This window comes from Flavobacterium sasangense DSM 21067, from assembly GCF_000686885.1.
Taxonomy (GTDB): domain Bacteria; phylum Bacteroidota; class Bacteroidia; order Flavobacteriales; family Flavobacteriaceae; genus Flavobacterium; species Flavobacterium sasangense.
Genome location: NZ_JMLU01000003.1, coordinates 25,665 through 45,583 on the forward strand (window position 1 = coordinate 25,665; position 19,919 = coordinate 45,583).

Here is a 19,919-nt window from a genome sequence, read left to right on the forward strand (position 1 = left end):
CAACTTAACTATGACAAAAACGCTACTTTTTACTATATCAACATTTCTCTTTTCTATAACAAATTTTGCTCAAGACAATTGTGCTAGTCCTTTTGTACTATCAGGTTCAGGAATTTATAGCGTTGGGGTTATAAACGGAACACAACCAACTACTTTTTGTGCTCCAAATGGTGCAATTCCTGTTGCGAACATTCCTGCCGGAGAATGGTATTCTTATACACCAACACAAAATTTTTCGGTGAGTATCTCATCTGATATTGCGGCAAACACTCCGAGAAAAGATACACGTCTACATATTTACACAGGAAATTGTGCTTCTCTAACTTGTGTTGCTGGAGACGACGATACAGGTTCTGGATATTCTTCTGTTGTTAATTTTAATGTAACTGCAGGAACTACTTACTATATTGTTTGGGATAACAGATGGTTAAATACTACTAACAATACTGGTTTTAGTTTTCAACTTACAGAGAGTACAATATTAATTCCTACTGCACCAATTACTTATACAACACAAACAGTGGCAACTATTAACAGTGGTTACAACATCTGTGTAGTTGACATGAATGGAGATTATAAAGATGACATTGTTGGTATAAGCGCGGCTAATATGAGAATTCATTATCAAACTTCTACTCCTGGAACTTATACAGTTACAGATTATCCATTATCTGGAACCGTTTTACAACCAAATTGGAGTATGGCGGCGGGTGATTATAACAGAGATGGATTTAACGATCTTGTATTAGGAAACGGAAGTGGTGCTACAATATTAACTTCAAATAGTACTGGAACAGCTTATACAACATATACTCCTGGACAATATATCTTTTCTCAAAGAACAAATTTTTCAGATTTAAATAATGATGGAAATTTAGACATATTCGTTTGTCATGATATTGCTCCTAGTTGTTATTATTTGAATAATGGCAGTGGTGGTCTAACTTTTTATCAATCAACTGTTACTTCTGGAGCTATGAATATTGCTACAACAACAGGAAATTACGCTACTCTTTTTACTGATTTTGATAATGATGGTGATTCTGATGTTTTTGTTTCAAAATGTTCCGGACCTCCATGTGAATTATATCGTAATGACGGAAGTGGCGTGTATACTAATATTTCTGCATTAGCTGGAATTAATATTACTCCGATTCAAACATGGTCAACAGCTGTTGCTGATTTTGACAACGATGGAGATATGGACATCATTATTACAGCAAGTTCTGGAGCGCATAATTTTTTCAGAAATAATTTAGACACTTCAAATAGTGTGGAAGAAGCTTATTCTAACATTACTGCAGGCTCTGGATGGGATACTAATGCATCAACAAATACAGATAATATAGCTTATGATTTTGATAATGATGGAAAAGTAGATGTTTTAGGTGGTGGAAATAAAATAATGTTTAATCAAGGTAATAACATCTTCGCTCCTGTAACATATAGCGGATTAGCTGTATCTGCAGTAGGTGATTTAAATAATGATGGATTTATAGACTTTCAAAATGGAACTACTATTCAATATGCAGTTCCAAATGGAAACAATTGGATAAAATTCAATTTACAAGGGGTTCAAAGCAATAGAAATGGTATAGGTGCCCGAATTGAGATTTATGGTGCGTTTGGAAAACAAATTAGAGATATCAGAAGCGGTGAAGGATTTAGGCATATGAGTACATTGAATGCTCATTTTGGAATTGGTACTGCAACTGCCGTAAGTCAAGTGGTTGTAATTTGGCCATCAGGAACAGTTGATGTAATAAATAACCCAACAATTAATCAAGCTTTAACTATTATTGAAGGTTCTAGCCCATTGAGTGTTGCTGATAACAACTTAAATTCTATTAAATTGTACCCAAATCCTTCAAGCGATATAATTACACTTTCAAATACTGAAATGCTAAATATCAAGCGTATTTCAATTATTTCAACACTTGGAAACATGATAAAAGAAGTTACATTGTCAAATTCTAGTTTTTCTGTTTCAGAATTAGCACAAGGTGTTTACATTTTATCCATTGAAACTACAGACGGAGAAAAATACTCTAAAAATTTTATAAAAAAATAATTCAACTAAACTCATTAAAAAAAAGCTGATTCTTAAACTTGAATCAGCTTTTTTTTATTGCTTTATTTAAAACACTCTCACTAAATTAAATCCGAAACCAAATTCTCCTTTAGTCCAATCGCCAACGGTTTGCCCTAAATATCCGGTTTCATGCATTGCAGTCGAGTTAGTAAAATGCATCTGAAAAACGTGACCTCCTGTTTCCAAATCGAAACCTATTGATAATGGATTCTTGTAAATAGATTCATTAGCTCTGTTTAAATGAGCGGCATAATCTACGTTAAACGACCAACGCTTGGTTAATTTATAACGACCTCCTATTCCAATGGCATATTGTGTATTGTCTTGAGGATTTGGAGAAATAACCATATTATTTTCATCTAAAATATCACGTAATGTATTTTCATGGAAAACCGTTGGAGCTAATTCTAAAGATAACTTTTCTGAAAATTTACGCGAAATTAAAAGTTGAGTTACATATCCTAAACGATTTTCGAATTTTAAATTTGGATAATTTTCCTTTTTTAATTCCGAATTAACGGCAATGCTATTAAATCCAACTATTGTTACCGGAAAATTATTCTCACCTTGAGCAAATAAACGATATTTAACTGCAGCATCATATGTTTTCTGAAAACCACTTCTCGAAATATGAACGGTTAACCAATCGTTTACTCCGTATAAAAACTTCAACTGGGTATTGGCATTATCCAATCCAAAAAAATCATCAAATCCATTATTCACAAATCCAAATCGGTGCGCTACAATGAAGTAAAAATCACCTTTTGAAGCTAATTTTGTAGATTCTAAATTCACAATTTTCAAAGATTTAAATGCCGATTCAACTTTCTGATTTTGCGGAATAGAATCAATTTCGTTTAACAAATCATCTTGAGCAAATCCAAAAAAGGGAAACAAAAAGGAAAATAAGATTAGTTTTTTCATAAAATTAATTTTAATCAACGATTAGTACTTTTGTTGCGAGTTCATTTTCAGAAGCAACTTTAACTACATACGTTCCTTTTTGCAAATTGGATGTTTCTATTCTTAAAGAAGTTGTATTTGATAATTCTTTTTTGACAAGTCTTCCTAAATAATCATAAATAAAAACGGTAGCATTAGCCGTTAAATCAGATAAATCAATAATAACATAATCTTTAGCAGGATTTGGATACATTTTAAATGCTGACAATTCGAAATCATTATTTCCTAAAGTAAAATTAGCTGCAGCAACTCCTCTTCCACCATGATAAGTTAACGAATAGTTGTTAGCGGTACTTCCGTAAGCCCAAATTAAACTTATTGGATTTGGATTGGATGAAAATATGTAATCATTAGTATCTCCCGTACTTAATGCTCTTGTAGCAATAATAGTTCTAACTGAGCCACTAACCGTATTAGAGGTAATTGTCCAATGCTGAACCCCGTCAGAAACAGGAGCTGCGAATCCTGTCAAATAACGATCAAATGAAGGCAAAGCAACCGTGTTAGCATGACAAACCACAACATCAGTTCCTGCAGTCATAGAAGTAGCCCCAAAACCTAATGCAAACCAACGATCTGAAGGTCCAGTCAATCGTAATGTAACATTAGCATCAACATCGATTTTTGCTGTCATTGCTACTCCCGCTGTTGAATTTAGGTTAACAGTTCCTGTTGAATATCCTTGAGCAGCAATATAGTAACTAGACAAAAGATAAAATAATAGTGTAATTTTTTTCATAATTTATAAATTTAATAGTTGTTGAATTTGTTCGTCTTTTAGTTGTAAAGCATAATCAATTGGAGACATACCTGAATTATCTTTTATATTTGGATTGGCCTGAAATTGCACAAGAAGAGCAATCATTTCATAATTTCTAAATTGAATCGCATAGTGTAATGCTGTGAATCCGTTTCTATCTTGCAAATCGATATTAGCTTTAGCTTCTAATAATAACACCGTTAATGTTTTATCATTTTTAACAATAGCTGCCATAAGAGCTGTTCCATTAGAGCTATTAAAATTTACATTTGCCTTCTGTTGTACTAAAAAAGTAGCTACCGCTAAATTGCCGTTATAACAAGCTAATATCAATGGCGTAAAACCTTGAGGAGTAAGTGAATCAATTAAATCAGGCGCATTGGATAAAATTGCATTCATTTCTGCAACTGTTCCTTTTCTGGCCACATCAAAAATAGTAGGTTGAGAAAAAATTGCGTTTGAGACAATCAAAAGGATAATTAAAAAATATTTTTTCATCTTATAAAATTAATCTTCTATAATACATTGATCCATTCTTAATTCTTCAAAAAGTTCATCGTATCCAATAAATCTGCCTTTTACTTTTACCAAATCGCCATTTTTCACTTTTTTAATTTCTTCCTTAGTTAGCAAAGCAATAAGCTTATTATCTAGAGTTATACTGTTTTGTTTTAAATCCAATGCGGTAACATTTCCGTATATGGAAATAGTTTGATCGGCATAAGTAGCGGTTGAAGAATCAGGATTGTTAATAAAGCGTTGCGATAATTCGCTCACACTAGTCTCAAAAGCCGCATTTTCTGATGCTATGTCCCGATGTGACTGATACAAGAAAAAATACAATGCGATAATGGATAGTAATAATCCAAAAACAGAACCTAATAGTAATCTAAATCTCAATTTTCTAGTCACAACTAATATATTTAAAATGAAAAAAATGATACAAAAAATCTCCTTGTTAGTGCTCATTTTTACAACGATAAGTTGTACAGAAGACAGTATTTCTGATTTAAGTGAAACTGAAATCCCAACTTCAATAAGCTATCAGAACGATGTAAGATCTATTATTCAAAACAATTGCTTAAACTGCCATGGTAACCCTACCAACTTTGGAGCACCAAATTCTCTTACTACATACGAGAATGTAAAGGCTTCGGTTTTAAATAATTTAATTGACCGAATTTCAAGAGTTGAAGGAACATCTGGAGCTATGCCTTTGGGAGGACCGAGATTATCACAAAACGACATCAACATCATCATCGAATGGCAAAATGCTAATTTTCCTCAATAACTAAATCTTATACTTATGAAAAAGAAACTATTTTTGGTTTTACTTTTGATTACCAATTTCTCATTCGCTCAAGACAAATTAATCACTAAAACCGGAACCATTACTTTTGAAGCTTCAGTGCCTTCATTTGAAGAAGTAAAGGCAAAAAATTCAGGTGTTTCTTGTGTGATTAATACCAAAACTGGCGAAATTGCTTCACTTGCCTTATTAAAAGGGTTCCGATTTAAGGTGGCGTTAATGGAAGAACATTTTAACGAGAATTATGTGGAAAGCGATAAATTCCCTAAAGCTACTTTTAAAGGAAAAATAGAAAATTTCGACCTTTCTAAAATTACTACAACAGCAACCAATTATACCATAAAAGGAAAATTAGAACTGCACGGAAAAACAAAAGATATTTCGATAATCGCAAAAATTAAAAAAGGAAAAGATGGCATAGAAATTGTATCTGACTTTACCGTCAATACAGATGACTTTGACATTGAAATTCCAAGTGTAGTGAGTAAAAAAGTTACTAAGAAAGTAAATGTTCGTTTTGAATTTGTATTGAAATAGTATTTTATTATATTTACATTATTATACAAACAAAAACTCACATGAAAAAAATCACACAAATTGCATTAACAGCGTTGTTATTTGTAGGAATTACAGCCAATGCACAAACACAATTAAAAAAAGGTTCTGTAACTTATAACATGACAATGCCGGGCGCAAGTGAAGAAATGGCTGCTATGGGCGAAAGCACTATCACTGTTCATTTTAACGAAACCATGCAAGCTACCGATATGAGCATGATGGGCGGCATGATGTTGATGAAAACTATTGTTCCATCTGCAAACAAAAAAGATTCGAAAATGACAATGGAGGTAATGGGCATGAAATATGAAATTACTGATGTAGGTGAAGATGCTTCTAAAACTTCAAAAGGTTTAAGTAATTTAGATGAAGCTAAAGAAATTGTTTACGATAAAAAAGACACTAAGGAAATCGTTGGTTTTAAATGCTACAAAGCGACTATTACAATGAACGATGGAACTAAAAGTACGTTCTATGTTACAGATGCAATTGCACCACAAGCACCATCATCTCCTGAAGCTAAAGTTAAATTAGCAGGATATCCATTAGAAATGACGATTCAAACGGCACAAGGTGACATGGTTATGACGGCTACAAAGTTTTCAAAAGAAATTCCTGCAGATGCTTTTAAAGTAGGCGAAGGTTTTACAAAAGTAACTATGGAAGAGTTCCAAAAACAAATGGGTGGTATGTAATACTAACCTTTTATAATATAAGAAGCACTGAGAAATCAGTGCTTCTTTTGTTTTGTCTAAATATTTTTTTTTAAAACTAGCATAATAAATGATAAGATTTTTTTTATATTTTTGGTAAAAATGAATATAATTTTCATTAAAAAAATTAATAGTATTAACTAACAATTATATGAAGACAAAATATTTATCAATTATATTACTTCTGTTATTTAGCAGTATTGCAAATTCACAAATTAATAGTAACTATTTGACCGGAGAATGGATTAAAGTAAAAAACAGAATGATAGATGGAAGCAAAAATGTTTCAGAATCATTTATATCTTCAAAATTTAATAAGTGGAAAATTTCAAATAAAAAACTATGTATTGATTCCGAGCCTGTAAATTCATACGAAGAAGATTGTTTAGACTATAATTTGGAAAATAATTTCATGAGAATTTCTTTAGAGTCTGGTTATGAAATTACAAAACTCACTTCAGACACTTTAATAGTAATACAAAGAATCAATGGAATTAATGAAATCGACAAATTAGAAAAACTTTGGTTCGTTAAATCCTCAATTGTTAAAAATCATTATGTAAATAAACACGCAAACGATTCTATTTTAATTGCAAATGAACACTTTACACCTACTTTAAATAAAAATTTTATATCAGAAATCCACAAAATTTTTTTAAAAAAGAATAATTATCCAAATTTTAACTTAGTTGGTAACATTATAATTTTTCCAAAAAAAGAGAAAATAGAATTAGAGATAAATAATTCTGATGATAAAAATGTAATTGAAAATAATATTGCAATAGATTATATAAAAAATATAATTGAAAAAACATATAATGATTGGAGTCTGAATGATTTTAAAAATTTCAATAAAATATACATTTCATTTATAATAAAAAGCGAATCTTATAAAAATAAGGAAAGTTCATATAAGGGAACCCCAATATTTTACTTTATTAACGATGTAGATGAAATTGATAAAATTTATGGAATAAAGTTGGAGGATTTAAAATCTTCAGGAGAAAATTTTAAAAACGGAATTATTGCTTTTGAAGATGAAAAATACGATAAAGCAATAGATTTTTTTATGAAATCATACAATAATGATAACAGAAAGATTGATGCATTATATAATATTGTTGCAATTTATTCACTTTTAAATAATCAAATAAAAATGTGTGAATGTTTGAAGAAATTAAAAGATTTGGAGCAAACCGAAGGAATAAAACTATACAACGAAAATTGTTTGAATTAATAACAACAAGCAAATGTCATTTCAAGTATTATAAACTTGTAGAAAAACGTCAATATATATCATACAAACCAATCAATAATATAAATAAACAAGTACTTATATTGATGCAAGCTTTTAAATTGTAACAATTTAAAATTACTTGTATTGATTATATATTAAATTGAAACGCTTATTTTATTTTAAAGTTTTTTTATTTTAAAAAAAATATACTATCATTGTATCCTACTAAACTAGTATTAAACCAAGCTCCATAAACATGAAAAAAATCCTTTTATTATTAGTATTGACTACGTTCACTATTAATGCCCAAGAAAAATTTGATTTCCCATTGAATGAAAACGGGCAAATTATCTTCTCAGAAGTTGTATCTGCGGAAGGAAAAACCAAAGATGACTTGTTTAACAACTCTAAAATGTTCTTTGTAAATATCTATAAAGAAACACAAGATAAAATTAAACAGGATAAGGAAGCTTTTTCGGTTACTGATACCCAGTATTCTTTCATGACGATTAAGGCAAACGGAAGCGAGACAAAAGTTAAAATATTTTATACTATTTCTATTATGTCAAAAGACGGCAAATACAAATACGAAATAAAAAATATCTTTATCAAGTCGAGTGCTGAAACAACTATAGAGAAAATGTTTGATAAATTGGCTTCCGAAAAAGCGGTGGATAATCCAAAATTAATGGAAACTCTTAAAGCCTATTATGCAGAAATCAATTCTACAATTGCAACCATTAAAAGCGACATTAAAAAAGAAATGGCTAAATCTAGCGCATCAAAAAGCGACTGGTAGTTTGATTACAAAATACATTAAAAAAAGCTTCATTAATTTGAGGCTTTTTTGTTTTCAGATGGTAATTTATCAAGTGAAGTATAAATATTGCGAAGCATTGTATTCCGTGCCAAAAATAAAAAATCCCAATCGAAAGATTGGGATTTTTTGTATTACTTCGTTAAGTACATTTTTCTTCTTGCGTACAAGTCGTAGAATTGATCATCTTTTAAATCATCTATGAATAAGATGCTTTCTCCAGTTGATTTCATTTCTGGTCCTAATGCTTTGTTTACATTTGGAAACTTACTGAAAGAGAAAACCGGTTGCTTAATCGCATAACCGTTCAGTTTTGGATTAAAATCAAAATCAGTTACTTTATTGTGACCTAACATTACTTTTGTTGCATAGTTTACATACGGTTCGCCATACGCTTTTGCAATAAACGGCACGGTACGAGAAGCTCTTGGATTCGCTTCGATAATATATACCGTGTCATCTTTAATCGCAAATTGGATGTTGATTAACCCAACCGTTTTTAAAGCTGTGGCAATTTTCTTTGTGTGATCTTTAATTTGTTGCATTACAAATTCGCCTAAGTTAAAAGGAGGCAAAGTTGCATTACTATCTCCCGAGTGAACTCCACAAGGTTCGATGTGTTCCATAATTCCTATGATGTACACATTTCCATCCGCATCGCAAATCGCATCTGCTTCTGCTTCGATAGCGCCATCTAAATAATGATCTAACAATAATTTATTTCCAGGAATCGATTTTAATAAATCAATTACATGTTCTTCTAATTCTTGTTTGTTGATGACGATTTTCATTCCTTGTCCACCCAATACATACGAAGGACGAACTAATAATGGAAAGTCTAACGAATCCGCTAATTTTGATGCTTCTTCAGCACTTTCAGCAATTCCAAACTTAGGAAATGGAATGTTTAATTCGGTTAACAAATCTGAGAAACGCCCTCTGTCTTCTGCTAAATCCAAAGCATCGAATGAAGTTCCTAAAATTTTGATTCCGTATTTTGCTAATTTTTCTGCTAATTTCAAAGCGGTTTGTCCACCTAACTGAACGATTACACCTTCTGGTTTTTCGTGTTGGATGATATCATAAATATGTTCCCAAAAAACAGGCTCGAAATATAATTTATCGGCTGTATCAAAATCGGTAGAAACCGTTTCTGGGTTACAGTTAATCATGATAGTTTCATAACCACATTCTTTAGCAGCTAAAACTCCGTGAACACATGAATAATCGAACTCAATTCCTTGACCAATTCTATTTGGTCCCGAACCTAAAACCACTACTTTTTTCTTATCGGTAACAATACTTTCGTTGTGAACGTATTTCGTTCCGTCTGCTTTTTCAATTTCAGCTTCAAAAGTCGAGTAGAAATAAGGTGTTACCGCTTTAAATTCTGCCGCACACGTATCTACTAATTTGTAAACACGTTTGATATTTTGTTCTTCACGTAATTTGTGTACTTGACTTTCCAAACAACCCATCATGTGCGCAATTTGGCGGTCTCCGTATCCTTTTTGTTTTGCTTCTAACAGCAATTCTCTTGGTAACGTATCTACTTTGTAATTCGAAATTTCTCTTTCTAAATGGAATAATTCTTCATATTGTTTCAAAAACCACATGTCGATTTTAGTAATCTCATGAATTCTACTCAATGGAATTCCCATCGCAATAGCATCATAAATTACGAAAACTCTGTCCCAACTCGCGAAAGTTAATTTCTCGATGATTTGTTCGTAGTTTTTATAGCCTTTTCCGTCTGCTCCTAACCCATTACGTTTGATTTCTAACGACTGAGTAGCTTTGTGAAGCGCTTCTTGGAACGAACGTCCAATTCCCATTACTTCTCCAACTGATTTCATTTGAAGTCCTAACGTTCTATCAGAACCTTCAAATTTATCGAAGTTCCATCTTGGTATTTTTACGATTACATAATCTAACGTTGGCTCAAATAAAGCTGAAGTTGATTTTGTAATTTGATTTTGTAATTCATCTAAATTGTATCCTAAAGCTAATTTCGATGCGATTTTTGCAATTGGATAACCCGTAGCTTTTGAAGCCAATGCAGAAGAACGAGATACACGAGGATTAATCTCAATCGCTACAATATCTTCTTTATCATCTGGCGAAACTGCGAATTGCACATTACAACCTCCAGCAAAATTTCCGATAGAGCGCATCATTAAAATCGCCATATCACGCATTTTTTGGAATGTCGTATCTGATAAAGTCATCGCTGGTGCTACTGTAATCGAATCTCCAGTATGAATTCCCATTGGGTCCATATTTTCGATAGTACAGATGATAACTACGTTGTCATTACTATCGCGCAACAATTCTAATTCGTATTCTTTCCAACCCATTAAAGCCTTATCAATCAGTACTTCGTGGATTGGTGATGCTTCTAAACCGTAAGTTAAAGCACCATCAAAATCTTCTTTTTTGTAAACAATTGCTGCTCCAGTTCCTCCTAATGTAAACGAAGGACGAATTACCAATGGAAACCCAAATTCCTGAGCAATTTCTTTTCCTTGTAAGAAAGAATTAGCTGTTTTAGCCGGCGCTTGCGGAATTCCGATTTTATTTAATAAGTTTTTGAATTGCTCTCTATCTTCGGTAATGTTGATAGCATTGATATCTACACCAATTAATCGCACTCCAAAATCTTTCCAAATTCCTTTTTCATCAGCTTCAATCGCTAAATTAAGTGCAGTTTGCCCACCCATTGTTGGTAAAACAGCATCAATTTGTGGATGTGCTTTTAAGATTTCGATGATTGATTTTGTGGTAAGTGGTTTTAAGTAAACATGATCAGCCATGGATGGGTCGGTCATAATGGTTGCAGGATTTGAGTTAATTAAGATAACTTCAATTCCTTCCTCACGAAGTGAACGAGCTGATTGAGAACCTGCATAGTCAAATTCGCAAGCTTGACCAATAACAATAGGTCCAGATCCAATAATTAAAACCGATTTGATTGTGGTGTCTTTAGGCATTGTGTTGTTGTTTTGTTGTTGTGGGTTGTAGTTATATTGCGATTATAAAATTACTAATTTTCAAAGGGTTGCACTAAAAAGCACTTTAAAACTTATTCAAATTTTATAAACAGTTTAAAAAAAAGCCGCTACTAATAAAAGTAACGGCTGATATATTGTTTTAAGCTAAAACATTATTTTTTGTGTCTTGGTTCGCAAGAAACAGTTAACTTATGTCTTCCTTTAGCTCTTCTACGAGCAAGCACTTTTCTTCCATTAGCAGAAGCCATTCTATCCATGAAACCGTGCTTATTTCTTCTTTTTCTTTTTGATGGTTGAAACGTTCTCTTACTCATTGTAGTATCTTTTAAAATCTATAAATAAAAATCTTTTTTAAAACTCATAGGTTTCCTATCCTGAAAACCGAGTGCAAATATACAAAGACTTTTTTCATTCGCAAATACTTTTTTAAAAATATTTTTAATTGATTTTATTACCTTTGCACTCAACAAAAAAATACAACATGTTTCACAAAAATATCAAATTAGTTTTAGCAGCGTTAATTATTGCTTTCGGAATCTATCAATTCACAGAAAACAACATTGGTAATGGAATCTTTTTACTTTTGTTTTCTACCATTTTTATTTTCTTGTACTTTAAAAATGAATTTATTTTATTAGCATTTTTAAAATTAAGAAAGCAAGATTTTCCAGGAGCGCAAAAATGGTTGTCTTATATTAAAAACCCAGAAGCTGCTTTAGTAAAAAAACAACAAGGCTATTTTAATTACTTACACGGCTTAATGGTTTCTCAAACGAATTTAATTGAAGCTGAAAAATATTTCAAAAAAGCAATTGCTTTAGGGCTGTCGATGGACCAAGATTTAGCTTTAGCAAAATTACAATTAGCGGGTATCGCCATGACACGTAGAAGAAAAATTGAAGCTACCAACTTATTAAATGAAGCAAAGAAATTAGACAAGCAAAATATGCTAAAAGATCAGATTAAAATGATGAAAGAGCAAATGAAAAAAATGTAATTTATTCATTTTCAACACACAAAAGCACCTTTTTTAGGTGCTTTTTTTGTTTATTTATCGAGTTATCTTTTCGTTTGACGAGTTTTTTAGCTTTGAATATTTCTTTTTAATAGTTTAGCTAAGTAAAAAATAAAAATTCCCCTAAAATTAAATATCCACTATAATTTTTATGAGAAGATTTATTATAAAAAGATGGAAAAGGGGAAATTCCAACTTTTAAAAAATCTATTAAATAAACATGAAAAGATTAAAAGTTATAGTGGTTTTTTAGTCCTTAAAAAATGTTACGTTTTTAGAAATTAATATCTAGAAGAAAACACTAAGCGTAATATTAAAAATTCATACAGAAAAGCAAACTTTTGAGTTTTTTAAATTCTACTCTACCCTCTCAAAACTTTATTGATTTTCTGTATGATTTTTATTTTCCCAGTAACATCTTTCCGGCAATTAACAAAAGAATAAATCCAAATACTTTTTTTAGCATTTTTTGATCTAAACCAACCGCTATTTTACTTCCAAAATAACCTCCAATAACAAAGAACATCGCAATTATTCCCACATATCTCCAATCGATAAAACCTTCTTTATGATACGTGTAAACAGCAACTGCTGTAACTGGAACAACTAAAACCGCCAAACTAGTTCCTTGAGCTTGATGTTGATTGAACCCTAAAAGCAAAACCAACAATGGTACCATAATTACACCACCTCCTACTCCAACTAATCCACTCAGGATTCCAGCTAAAACACCGATTAAAACTAAAGATAAAACAATTTGAATATCCATCGGGCGCTTATTCTTTATGATATCCTGAAGTTGGGATTTCGATTTCATATTTTTTTCCTGAAGTATTTGTTAGTTTTTTATCGCGTAACCAAGGATTGTGAATTTTTAAAATCTTGTAATTCACACCTTGTGTTTTGGCAAACTTTGCTAAATCCGTAATCGAAGAATCAACTACTATTTTTTTGGTTGGAATAGTATAATACAAAGCTTCTTTTGGTATTGAAAAACCATACTTGTCTGAATTTTTCATGATTTCTTTCAAAGCTAAAATTCGGAAAACATAACGTGATGTTTCTTCGGTTAACAACAAATCGTAATAATTATCAACTTGTTGTTCTTCCATTTTTTTAAAAATTCCATTCATTCCACCATTATATGAAGCTGCGGCTAATGTCCAAGAACCAAATTTTTCTTTAGCACCTAGTAAATATTTACAAGCCGCTTCGGTTGATTTTTCTAAATGATAACGTTCGTCTACCTCATCACTTACTTCCATTCCTTTTTCTTTAGCTGTTGCTGGCATAAATTGCCAAACACCTCTTGCTCCAGCAGGAGAAACTGCATTCACCAAACTACTTTCAATAACTGCCAAATATTTAAAATCATCTGGAACTCCATATTTAGCAAGAATCGGTTCTATTATTGGAAACACTTTATTCGCACGTTTAATGACCAAAGTGGTATTCGTATGATAATTCATATTGGTAATCATTTCTTTATCCAAACGCTCTTGAACATCTGCCATAAACGTTGGTACTTCTTCACCAGAAAAGTCCATTTTCAAACTATAACCTACTGGAGAATATTTTGTATCATCTGAAACTACTCCATAAATTAAGAAACTTGCCAATACAGCAACCGCTCCTAAAATCACTATCTTCTTCATATGCTTTTTCATTTTTATTCGTTTAAAATTAATTTAGGTAAATTTTCATTCAACCACTTGAACTTATTAATTATCATGATGTGAGTCCCGCCTTTTACCACAATACATTTTTGGATGTTTTTGATTGGAAAAACCTCATCTGCATCACCATGAATATGAACAACAGCTTCGTTGACTTCTTTTTGTTTCCAACACAATATAGTCTCAATCGCCCAATCCAAATATTGCTTATCACGAACCGATAAATACTTTTCATACAACTTCAATCGTTTCGCTACGATGTTATCTCCAAATGCATATTTAACCAATTTTTCAATATCAGCCAAAAGTTGGGTTGGAATTAACTTATACGCTTTTGTTGTCTTCGCAACTTTAAAACGCTGTGGAAATTCGGTATTCGATTTAACGCTTGAAATGATAATTACTTTACGAACTTGCATTTGCTTTGCCATTTCCTGAACCAAAACCCCTCCAAAAGAAACTCCAACTAAAACTGGATTTTCATGCTGAATTTTCTCAGTCATTCGAAGTGCGTAACTTTCAATACTTTCTTTATTATTGGGCAAAAACCATTCCAAAAAATGCATTTCAAATTGGTCTTCTGGTAATTGTATGTTTTCGAAAATAGTAGGACTTGCAGCCAAGCCAGGCATAAAATAAACTGGAATCTTACTCATTACCATTATTTTAAAAAAGTTTCGTAAATTTGCACCTTAATTGAAAGGCATCATGGAAATCAAAGATAATGAACTTTTAAGACAATTTGAAATTATTACTGATACAGGTTTAGTTGCGATTGAATACTCGATACAAGAACGCAAGTTGTTTTTGACTAAATTTTGCAGCAATAATAACGAAGATGAAGAGTTACACAACGAATTTATCAAAACCGTTTTAGAACTAGCACAAGAACGAAAATTAAAAGTCGTTCCAACACACGCAAAATTTATCAGTTTCTTTAGAAAGAATCGAAAATTTCAAGAAATGTTGCCTCCTGGAATTAAGATTTAATTCTAAGAAAAATCCCAAGTCTATTAAACTTGGGATTTTTTTATGCTTCTACGTTTAGAAATTCCATTCTTACGCTTCCGTCTTCGTCTATTTTGGTCAGATTAATTTCGTGAAGCGTGTTTACCAATTCTGGATTCCAAGGTGTTTTTACTTTTACGTAATTTTCTGTAAATCCGTGAATGTAGCCTTCTTTGTTTTCACTTTCGAATAAAACCGTTCTGTTGGTTCCAATTTGACTTTCGTAAAAAGCTCTTCTTTTCTTTACCGAAAGTCCGCGTAGCATTTTACTTCTTTTCGAACGCACGTTCATTGGTACTACTCCATCCATTTCTACCGCTTCAGTATTATCTCTTTCCGAATAGGTAAAAACGTGTAAATAAGAAATATCTAAATCATTTAAGAAATGATACGTTTCTAAGAAATATTCATCGGTTTCACCTGGAAATCCTACAATTACATCTACTCCAATACAAGCGTGAGGCATTACTTCACGAATTTTAGCTACACGTTCTGTGTACACTTCACGCAAATAACGACGCTTCATTTTTTTCAAAACATCATTAGAACCCGATTGCAATGGAATATGAAAATGCGGAACGAATGTTCGACTTTGCGATACGAATTCAATTGTTTCGTTTTTCAAAAGATTTGGTTCGATGGAAGAAATTCGCAAACGTTCGATTCCTTCTACTTCATCTAGTGCTTTTACTAAATCTAAGAAAGTGTGTTCGTGTTTTTTATTTCCAAATTCTCCTTTTCCGTAATCGCCAATATTTACACCGGTTAAAACAATTTCTTTAATGCCTTGTTCTGAAATTTCTTTAGCGTTTTTTAATACATTTTCCAATGCATCACTTCTAGAAATTCCACGAGCTAATGGAATTGTACAATACGTACATTTGTAATCGCAACCGTCTTGTACTTTTAAGAAAGCTCGAGTTCTATCGCCAATCGAATAACTTCCGACATAAAAATCCGCTTCCTCGATTTCGCATGAATGCACTTCACCCATGTCGTTTTTCGACAAGTCATTAATATAATCGGTGATTTTGAATTTTTCTGTTGCACCTAAAACCAAGTCCACACCATCAACTGCGGCTAATTCTTCTGGTTTTAATTGGGCATAACAACCAACTGCAGCAACAAACGCTTTAGCATTCAGCTTCATTGCTTTTTTAACAATCTGCTTGAATTGCTTATCCGCATTATCGGTAACCGAACAGGTATTGATTACATAAATATCTGCAATTTCTTCAAAATCAACACGTTCAAAACCTTCATTTTGAAAATCACGTGCAATAGTAGACGTTTCTGAGAAGTTTAATTTGCATCCTAAAGTGTAGAATGCGACTTTTTTCTTGTTTTCCATAAGTAAAACTCAATTAATGAAATCGTTGTCAAAAAATTGAGAGTGCAAAGATAGAGAAATTTGAAAATTATTTCATTTGAAAATCTGAAAATGTAATTAGAGTCAAAGTAATTTTCAAATCAATACATCTTCAAATTTTCAAATTATATTACTCTTTTCTATATTTCTTTGTTTCTTCAAAAACGTGTTCTAAGATTTTAGCGTCTTGTTCCGTAAATTCTACGTGACGTCGACTCATTACAATTTTAGCGGTTTCGAAAGCTTTTTTAGTGATGTAAGTGGTAAATCCTGAAGCACCACCCCATGAAAAACTTGGTACAAAATTTCTTGGAAATCCAGAACCAAAAATATTAGCTGAAACTCCAACTACAGTCCCAGTATTAAACATCGTGTTGATACCGCATTTACTGTGATCACCCATCATTAATCCGCAGAATTGCAAACCTGTTCTTGCAAAACCTTCGGTTTCATAGCTCCACAAGCGTACTTCTTCATAATTATTTTTTAAGTTGGAATTATTTGAATCGGCTCCAATGTTACACCATTCTCCTAAAACCGAATTTCCTAAAAATCCATCATGACCTTTATTAGAATAGCCAAATAAAACCGAGTTATTCACTTCGCCTCCAATACGACAATGAGGTCCAACAGTTGTTGCTCCATACACTTTTGTCGCTAATTTTACTTGCGCTTCTTCACACAAAGCAAAAGGTCCTCGAATAACTGAACCTTCCATGATTTCAGCATTTTTCCCGATGTAAATTGGTCCGGTTGAAGCATTTAAGGTTACAAATTCTAATTTTGCTCCTTCTTCAATGAAAATATTTTCTGGAGCAATTACGTTGACGCTTTTTGGAATCGGTTGGGAAAATCTATCTTCGGTTAACAATTCGAAATCTTCACGAATTGCTGCATCATTTTTTGCAAAAATATCCCAAGTGTTTTCGATTCTTAAAACATCTCCTTCGTATTCAATTAATTCATATTCATCAAAATCGATATCTTCTTGCGTATCATGTGTATGAAAAGCTATAATTTCTTCTCCAAAAAGAATCGCTTCTTTTGGATTCAGATTTTGAACCATATCAATTAAAATCGGATTGGGTAAAAATGAAGCGTTAATCATGATGTTTTGTTCCATTTCTACCATTGGATATTTCTCCATCAAATATTCTTCGGTAAGCGTTGTAGTGGTGTAACCTAAATATTTTTCCCACTTTTCACGAATGGTTAAAATTCCGATACGAATATCAGCTACTGGACGTGTAAAAGTAAAAGGAAGTAAGGCATTGCGAACAGTTCCGTCAAAAAGTATATAGTTCATTATGTTGAATTGTTAAAGTGATGAATTGTGTAAAACAATACTCAAAAGTAGGAAGATTTAAGCAATAAAAAAAGCCTCACCTAGGTGAAGCTTTTCTCTATTTTGAAAAAGCGAAAAATTATTTAGCTTTTTTAGCGTATTTGCTGTTGAATTTATCGATACGACCTGCAGTATCAATAAGTTTAGATTTACCTGTGTAAAAAGGGTGAGACGTTCTAGAAATCTCCATTTTGAAAACTGGATACTCAACACCTTCGTGAGTAATAGTTTCTTTAGTTTCTACTGTAGATTTAGTGATAAAAACATCTTCATTTGACATGTCTTTAAATGCAACTAATCTGTAATTTTCTGGGTGAATACCTTTTTTCATTTTGTAAATCTTTTATTAAGCGATTATAATTTGTTTCGCGGCTTTATCTCTATAAAGGTGTAAACATTTTATAACCTTTTGGTTTATAAACTTTTTTATTTGAGAGTGCAAAATTACATTTAATTTTTAATTTACCAATGTTTCTGTAACTTTTTTTTATTTTTTAACTCTTATCCTACAACGATTAGAATTCTTATATTTGTAAATTAATTAAACCAAAACAAACTATGAACGAAATTATCAAAAAGAACGGAATTACCTTTGGTATTATCACTGGAGTGTTAAGTGTGTTGATTACAACATCAATCTACATTGTAGATCTAGCTTTAATGACAAAATGGTGGTTAGGTCTCTCTATTTTGGCTGTATACATAATTATAGGTTGTGTTTTATTAGTTAAAACTAAAAAAGATTTAGGTGGTTACATGAGTTTCAAAGAAGGCTTTACTACTTATTTTATTTCAGCACTAATTGGTATTGCAATTTCCGTTATTTATAATATTTTACTTTTCAATGTAATTGATCCAGAAGCGGCAATTCGTTTAAAAGAACTTACACTTGAGTCAACTGTTCAAATGTTAGAGAAATTTGGAACACCAACATCTGCCATAAAAGAAACTGTTGATAAAATGAAAGATTACAATCAATTTTCAACTATTGAACAACTAAAAGGAAGTATATGGAGTATTGTTGGCTCTGCCATATTTGGTGCCATTTTAGCTGCTATCTTCAAAAAAGACAAACCTGTATTCTAAATAAATGAATTTATCCATAGTTATCCCATTATTAAACGAACAAGAATCGTTACCCGAATTACACAATTGGATTGTGAAAGTGATGCAAGCGCACAACTATTCCTACGAAATCCTTTTTATTGATGATGGTAGTACTGATGCTTCTTGGAATGTTATCGAAAAATTATCTCACGAAAATCCGAATGTAAAAGGAATCCGTTTTCTTAGAAATTACGGAAAATCACAAGCGTTACATGCTGGATTTGCTAAAGCACAAGGTGATGTAGTAATTACCATGGATGCCGATTTACAAGATAGTCCAGATGAAATTCCAGAGTTATTCCGTTTAATCACCGAAGATAATTATGATTTAATTTCAGGATGGAAGAAAAAACGTTACGATTCGGTTGTAGCTAAAAATATTCCGTCTAAACTATTCAACTGGGCTGCACGAAAGACATCAGGTGTTCATTTGAATGATTTTAATTGCGGATTAAAAGCGTACAAAAATATCGTTATCAAAAACATAGAAGTTTCAGGTGAAATGCACCGTTATATTCCTGTTTTAGCTAAGAATGCTGGATTTGGGAAAATTGGTGAAAAAGTCGTAATCCATCAAGCAAGAAAATACGGAAGTTCTAAATTCGGGATGAGCCGTTTTGTTAATGGTTTCTTAGATTTGATTACAATTTGGTTCCTTTCTACTTTTGGAAAACGACCAATGCATCTTTTCGGATTATTAGGTTCTATTATGTTTGTAATTGGATTTTTATTCGCTTTCTACTTAGGAATCGACAAATTATTCATCAACACTTCAGGAAGATTAATTACTGAAAGACCTCAATTCTATTTATCGCTAACCGCTATGTTAATTGGAACGCAATTATTCTTAGCCGGATTTCTAGGCGAAATTATCCTAAGAACCAAAAACAACGAAGAACGTTATAAGATTTCAGAAGTATTATAATATTATGAGATAAC

At 31.9% G+C, this 19,919-nt stretch carries 22 protein-coding genes; 10 read left to right on the top strand and 12 right to left on the bottom strand.

Translation table 11 applies throughout. The features are described 5' to 3' along the window. Positions 1–10 precede the first annotated feature (10 nt). A complete protein-coding gene (locus tag BP92_RS0103330; RefSeq protein WP_051604374.1) occupies positions 11–2,071 on the top strand; it encodes an FG-GAP-like repeat-containing protein in 2,061 nt (686 codons plus the stop codon). Between the two features lie 66 nt (positions 2,072–2,137). Here the strand turns inward: BP92_RS0103330 and BP92_RS0103335 are convergent, their stop codons facing one another. Genes BP92_RS0103335 through BP92_RS0103350 form a run of 4 tightly spaced genes read right to left on the bottom strand, consistent with a single transcriptional unit; the run spans position 2,138 to position 4,727 of the window. After that, positions 2,138–3,016, bottom strand: a complete 879-nt coding sequence (locus BP92_RS0103335; RefSeq protein WP_026724745.1) for a DUF5777 family beta-barrel protein — start codon at positions 3,014–3,016, stop codon at positions 2,138–2,140. Positions 3,017–3,026: 10 nt separating this feature from the next. Continuing rightward, entirely contained in the window at positions 3,027–3,794 is a 768-nt protein-coding gene (locus BP92_RS0103340) for a T9SS type A sorting domain-containing protein (protein WP_026724746.1), read from the bottom strand. Positions 3,795–3,797: 3 nt separating this feature from the next. Then, positions 3,798–4,313, bottom strand: coding sequence for an ankyrin repeat domain-containing protein (locus BP92_RS0103345; RefSeq protein ID WP_026724747.1), 516 nt, complete (start codon positions 4,311–4,313; stop codon positions 3,798–3,800). A gap of 9 nt (positions 4,314–4,322) precedes the next feature. Further along, positions 4,323–4,727: an OB-fold protein gene (locus BP92_RS0103350; RefSeq protein ID WP_150111859.1), complete on the bottom strand. Its 405-nt coding sequence runs from the start codon at positions 4,725–4,727 to the stop codon at positions 4,323–4,325. Between the two features lie 25 nt (positions 4,728–4,752). Here BP92_RS0103350 and BP92_RS0103355 point away from each other — a divergent pair, with 25 nt between their 5' ends. The 5 genes from BP92_RS0103355 (at position 4,753) to BP92_RS0103375 (ending at position 8,431) form a co-directional block, all read left to right on the top strand. Beyond that, positions 4,753–5,106, top strand: a complete 354-nt coding sequence (locus BP92_RS0103355; RefSeq protein ID WP_150111860.1) for a c-type cytochrome — start codon at positions 4,753–4,755, stop codon at positions 5,104–5,106. 15 nt (positions 5,107–5,121) lie between these two features. Further along, positions 5,122–5,661, top strand: coding sequence for a YceI family protein (locus BP92_RS0103360; RefSeq protein WP_026724750.1), 540 nt, complete (start codon positions 5,122–5,124; stop codon positions 5,659–5,661). Between the two features lie 41 nt (positions 5,662–5,702). Beyond that, entirely contained in the window at positions 5,703–6,377 is a 675-nt protein-coding gene (locus tag BP92_RS0103365) for a hypothetical protein (RefSeq protein ID WP_026724751.1), read from the top strand. A 169-nt stretch (positions 6,378–6,546) separates the two neighbouring features. Beyond that, complete coding sequence (locus BP92_RS0103370) at positions 6,547–7,632, top strand: hypothetical protein (protein WP_150111861.1); 1,086 nt, start codon at positions 6,547–6,549, stop codon at positions 7,630–7,632. Positions 7,633–7,888: 256 nt separating this feature from the next. After that, a complete protein-coding gene (locus BP92_RS0103375) occupies positions 7,889–8,431 on the top strand; it encodes a DUF4468 domain-containing protein (RefSeq protein WP_026724753.1) in 543 nt (180 codons plus the stop codon). A 152-nt stretch (positions 8,432–8,583) separates the two neighbouring features. On the opposite strand, the gene carB is transcribed toward BP92_RS0103375, so the two are convergent. Both carB and rpmH read right to left on the bottom strand, forming a co-directional pair. Continuing rightward, entirely contained in the window at positions 8,584–11,439 is a 2,856-nt protein-coding gene (gene carB / locus BP92_RS0103380; RefSeq protein WP_026724754.1) for a carbamoyl-phosphate synthase large subunit, read from the bottom strand. Between the two features lie 173 nt (positions 11,440–11,612). Beyond that, complete coding sequence (gene rpmH, locus BP92_RS0103385) at positions 11,613–11,774, bottom strand: 50S ribosomal protein L34 (protein ID WP_007136275.1); 162 nt, start codon at positions 11,772–11,774, stop codon at positions 11,613–11,615. 167 nt (positions 11,775–11,941) lie between these two features. Between rpmH and BP92_RS0103395 the strand changes: the two genes are divergently transcribed. Further along, positions 11,942–12,457: a hypothetical protein gene (locus BP92_RS0103395; protein WP_026724755.1), complete on the top strand. Its 516-nt coding sequence runs from the start codon at positions 11,942–11,944 to the stop codon at positions 12,455–12,457. A 418-nt stretch (positions 12,458–12,875) separates the two neighbouring features. Here the strand turns inward: BP92_RS0103395 and BP92_RS0103400 are convergent, their stop codons facing one another. Genes BP92_RS0103400 through BP92_RS0103410 form a run of 3 tightly spaced genes read right to left on the bottom strand, consistent with a single transcriptional unit; the run spans position 12,876 to position 14,807 of the window. Next, positions 12,876–13,244 carry a sulfite exporter TauE/SafE family protein gene (locus BP92_RS0103400; protein ID WP_026724756.1) on the bottom strand — a complete coding sequence of 123 codons (369 nt, stop codon included), beginning with the start codon at positions 13,242–13,244 and terminating at the stop codon, positions 12,876–12,878. A gap of 7 nt (positions 13,245–13,251) precedes the next feature. Beyond that, positions 13,252–14,142 carry a lytic transglycosylase domain-containing protein gene (locus tag BP92_RS0103405; RefSeq protein ID WP_026724757.1) on the bottom strand — a complete coding sequence of 297 codons (891 nt, stop codon included), beginning with the start codon at positions 14,140–14,142 and terminating at the stop codon, positions 13,252–13,254. 2 nt (positions 14,143–14,144) lie between these two features. Beyond that, positions 14,145–14,807 (bottom strand): alpha/beta hydrolase family protein, encoded by a 663-nt coding sequence (locus BP92_RS0103410; RefSeq protein WP_035692843.1) that lies wholly within the window; start codon positions 14,805–14,807, stop codon positions 14,145–14,147. A gap of 52 nt (positions 14,808–14,859) precedes the next feature. Here BP92_RS0103410 and BP92_RS0103415 point away from each other — a divergent pair, with 52 nt between their 5' ends. Continuing rightward, positions 14,860–15,141, top strand: coding sequence for a GNAT family N-acetyltransferase (locus tag BP92_RS0103415; RefSeq protein ID WP_026724759.1), 282 nt, complete (start codon positions 14,860–14,862; stop codon positions 15,139–15,141). 40 nt (positions 15,142–15,181) lie between these two features. Here the strand turns inward: BP92_RS0103415 and mtaB are convergent, their stop codons facing one another. The 3 genes from mtaB to BP92_RS0103430 all read right to left on the bottom strand — a co-directional run bounded on the left by mtaB (position 15,182) and on the right by BP92_RS0103430 (position 18,204). Then, entirely contained in the window at positions 15,182–16,510 is a 1,329-nt protein-coding gene (mtaB, locus tag BP92_RS0103420; RefSeq protein WP_026724760.1) for a tRNA (N(6)-L-threonylcarbamoyladenosine(37)-C(2))-methylthiotransferase MtaB, read from the bottom strand. A gap of 148 nt (positions 16,511–16,658) precedes the next feature. Then, positions 16,659–17,834, bottom strand: a complete 1,176-nt coding sequence (locus BP92_RS0103425; RefSeq protein WP_026724761.1) for a GlmU family protein — start codon at positions 17,832–17,834, stop codon at positions 16,659–16,661. 118 nt (positions 17,835–17,952) lie between these two features. After that, complete coding sequence (locus tag BP92_RS0103430) at positions 17,953–18,204, bottom strand: type B 50S ribosomal protein L31 (RefSeq protein ID WP_026724762.1); 252 nt, start codon at positions 18,202–18,204, stop codon at positions 17,953–17,955. 227 nt (positions 18,205–18,431) lie between these two features. On the opposite strand from BP92_RS0103430, the gene BP92_RS0103435 reads away from it, so the two are divergent. Together BP92_RS0103435 and BP92_RS0103440 are read left to right on the top strand one after the other, a co-directional pair. Further along, complete coding sequence (locus BP92_RS0103435; protein WP_026724763.1) at positions 18,432–18,959, top strand: DUF4199 domain-containing protein; 528 nt, start codon at positions 18,432–18,434, stop codon at positions 18,957–18,959. Between the two features lie 4 nt (positions 18,960–18,963). Further along, positions 18,964–19,905: a glycosyltransferase family 2 protein gene (locus tag BP92_RS0103440; protein WP_026724764.1), complete on the top strand. Its 942-nt coding sequence runs from the start codon at positions 18,964–18,966 to the stop codon at positions 19,903–19,905. Positions 19,906–19,919: the final 14 nt, after the last annotated feature.

Excerpts from the sequence above, each read along its gene's own strand:
- BP92_RS0103330 (WP_051604374.1), top strand. The coding sequence starts at position 11 with ATGACAAAAACGCTACTTTTTACTATATCAACATTTCTCTTTTCTATA.
- BP92_RS0103335 (WP_026724745.1), bottom strand. The coding sequence starts at position 3,016 with ATGAAAAAACTAATCTTATTTTCCTTTTTGTTTCCCTTTTTTGGATTT.
- BP92_RS0103340 (WP_026724746.1), bottom strand. The coding sequence starts at position 3,794 with ATGAAAAAAATTACACTATTATTTTATCTTTTGTCTAGTTACTATATT.
- BP92_RS0103345 (WP_026724747.1), bottom strand. The coding sequence starts at position 4,313 with ATGAAAAAATATTTTTTAATTATCCTTTTGATTGTCTCAAACGCAATT.
- BP92_RS0103355 (WP_150111860.1), top strand. The coding sequence starts at position 4,753 with ATGATACAAAAAATCTCCTTGTTAGTGCTCATTTTTACAACGATAAGT.
- BP92_RS0103360 (WP_026724750.1), top strand. The coding sequence starts at position 5,122 with ATGAAAAAGAAACTATTTTTGGTTTTACTTTTGATTACCAATTTCTCA.
- BP92_RS0103365 (WP_026724751.1), top strand. The coding sequence starts at position 5,703 with ATGAAAAAAATCACACAAATTGCATTAACAGCGTTGTTATTTGTAGGA.
- BP92_RS0103370 (WP_150111861.1), top strand. The coding sequence starts at position 6,547 with ATGAAGACAAAATATTTATCAATTATATTACTTCTGTTATTTAGCAGT.
- BP92_RS0103375 (WP_026724753.1), top strand. The coding sequence starts at position 7,889 with ATGAAAAAAATCCTTTTATTATTAGTATTGACTACGTTCACTATTAAT.
- carB (WP_026724754.1), bottom strand. The coding sequence starts at position 11,439 with ATGCCTAAAGACACCACAATCAAATCGGTTTTAATTATTGGATCTGGA.
- rpmH (WP_007136275.1), bottom strand. The coding sequence starts at position 11,774 with ATGAGTAAGAGAACGTTTCAACCATCAAAAAGAAAAAGAAGAAATAAG.
- BP92_RS0103395 (WP_026724755.1), top strand. The coding sequence starts at position 11,942 with ATGTTTCACAAAAATATCAAATTAGTTTTAGCAGCGTTAATTATTGCT.
- BP92_RS0103400 (WP_026724756.1), bottom strand. The coding sequence starts at position 13,244 with ATGGATATTCAAATTGTTTTATCTTTAGTTTTAATCGGTGTTTTAGCT.
- BP92_RS0103405 (WP_026724757.1), bottom strand. The coding sequence starts at position 14,142 with ATGAAAAAGCATATGAAGAAGATAGTGATTTTAGGAGCGGTTGCTGTA.
- BP92_RS0103410 (WP_035692843.1), bottom strand. The coding sequence starts at position 14,807 with ATGAGTAAGATTCCAGTTTATTTTATGCCTGGCTTGGCTGCAAGTCCT.
- BP92_RS0103415 (WP_026724759.1), top strand. The coding sequence starts at position 14,860 with ATGGAAATCAAAGATAATGAACTTTTAAGACAATTTGAAATTATTACT.
- mtaB (WP_026724760.1), bottom strand. The coding sequence starts at position 16,510 with ATGGAAAACAAGAAAAAAGTCGCATTCTACACTTTAGGATGCAAATTA.
- BP92_RS0103425 (WP_026724761.1), bottom strand. The coding sequence starts at position 17,834 with ATGAACTATATACTTTTTGACGGAACTGTTCGCAATGCCTTACTTCCT.
- BP92_RS0103430 (WP_026724762.1), bottom strand. The coding sequence starts at position 18,204 with ATGAAAAAAGGTATTCACCCAGAAAATTACAGATTAGTTGCATTTAAA.
- BP92_RS0103435 (WP_026724763.1), top strand. The coding sequence starts at position 18,432 with ATGAACGAAATTATCAAAAAGAACGGAATTACCTTTGGTATTATCACT.
- BP92_RS0103440 (WP_026724764.1), top strand. The coding sequence starts at position 18,964 with ATGAATTTATCCATAGTTATCCCATTATTAAACGAACAAGAATCGTTA.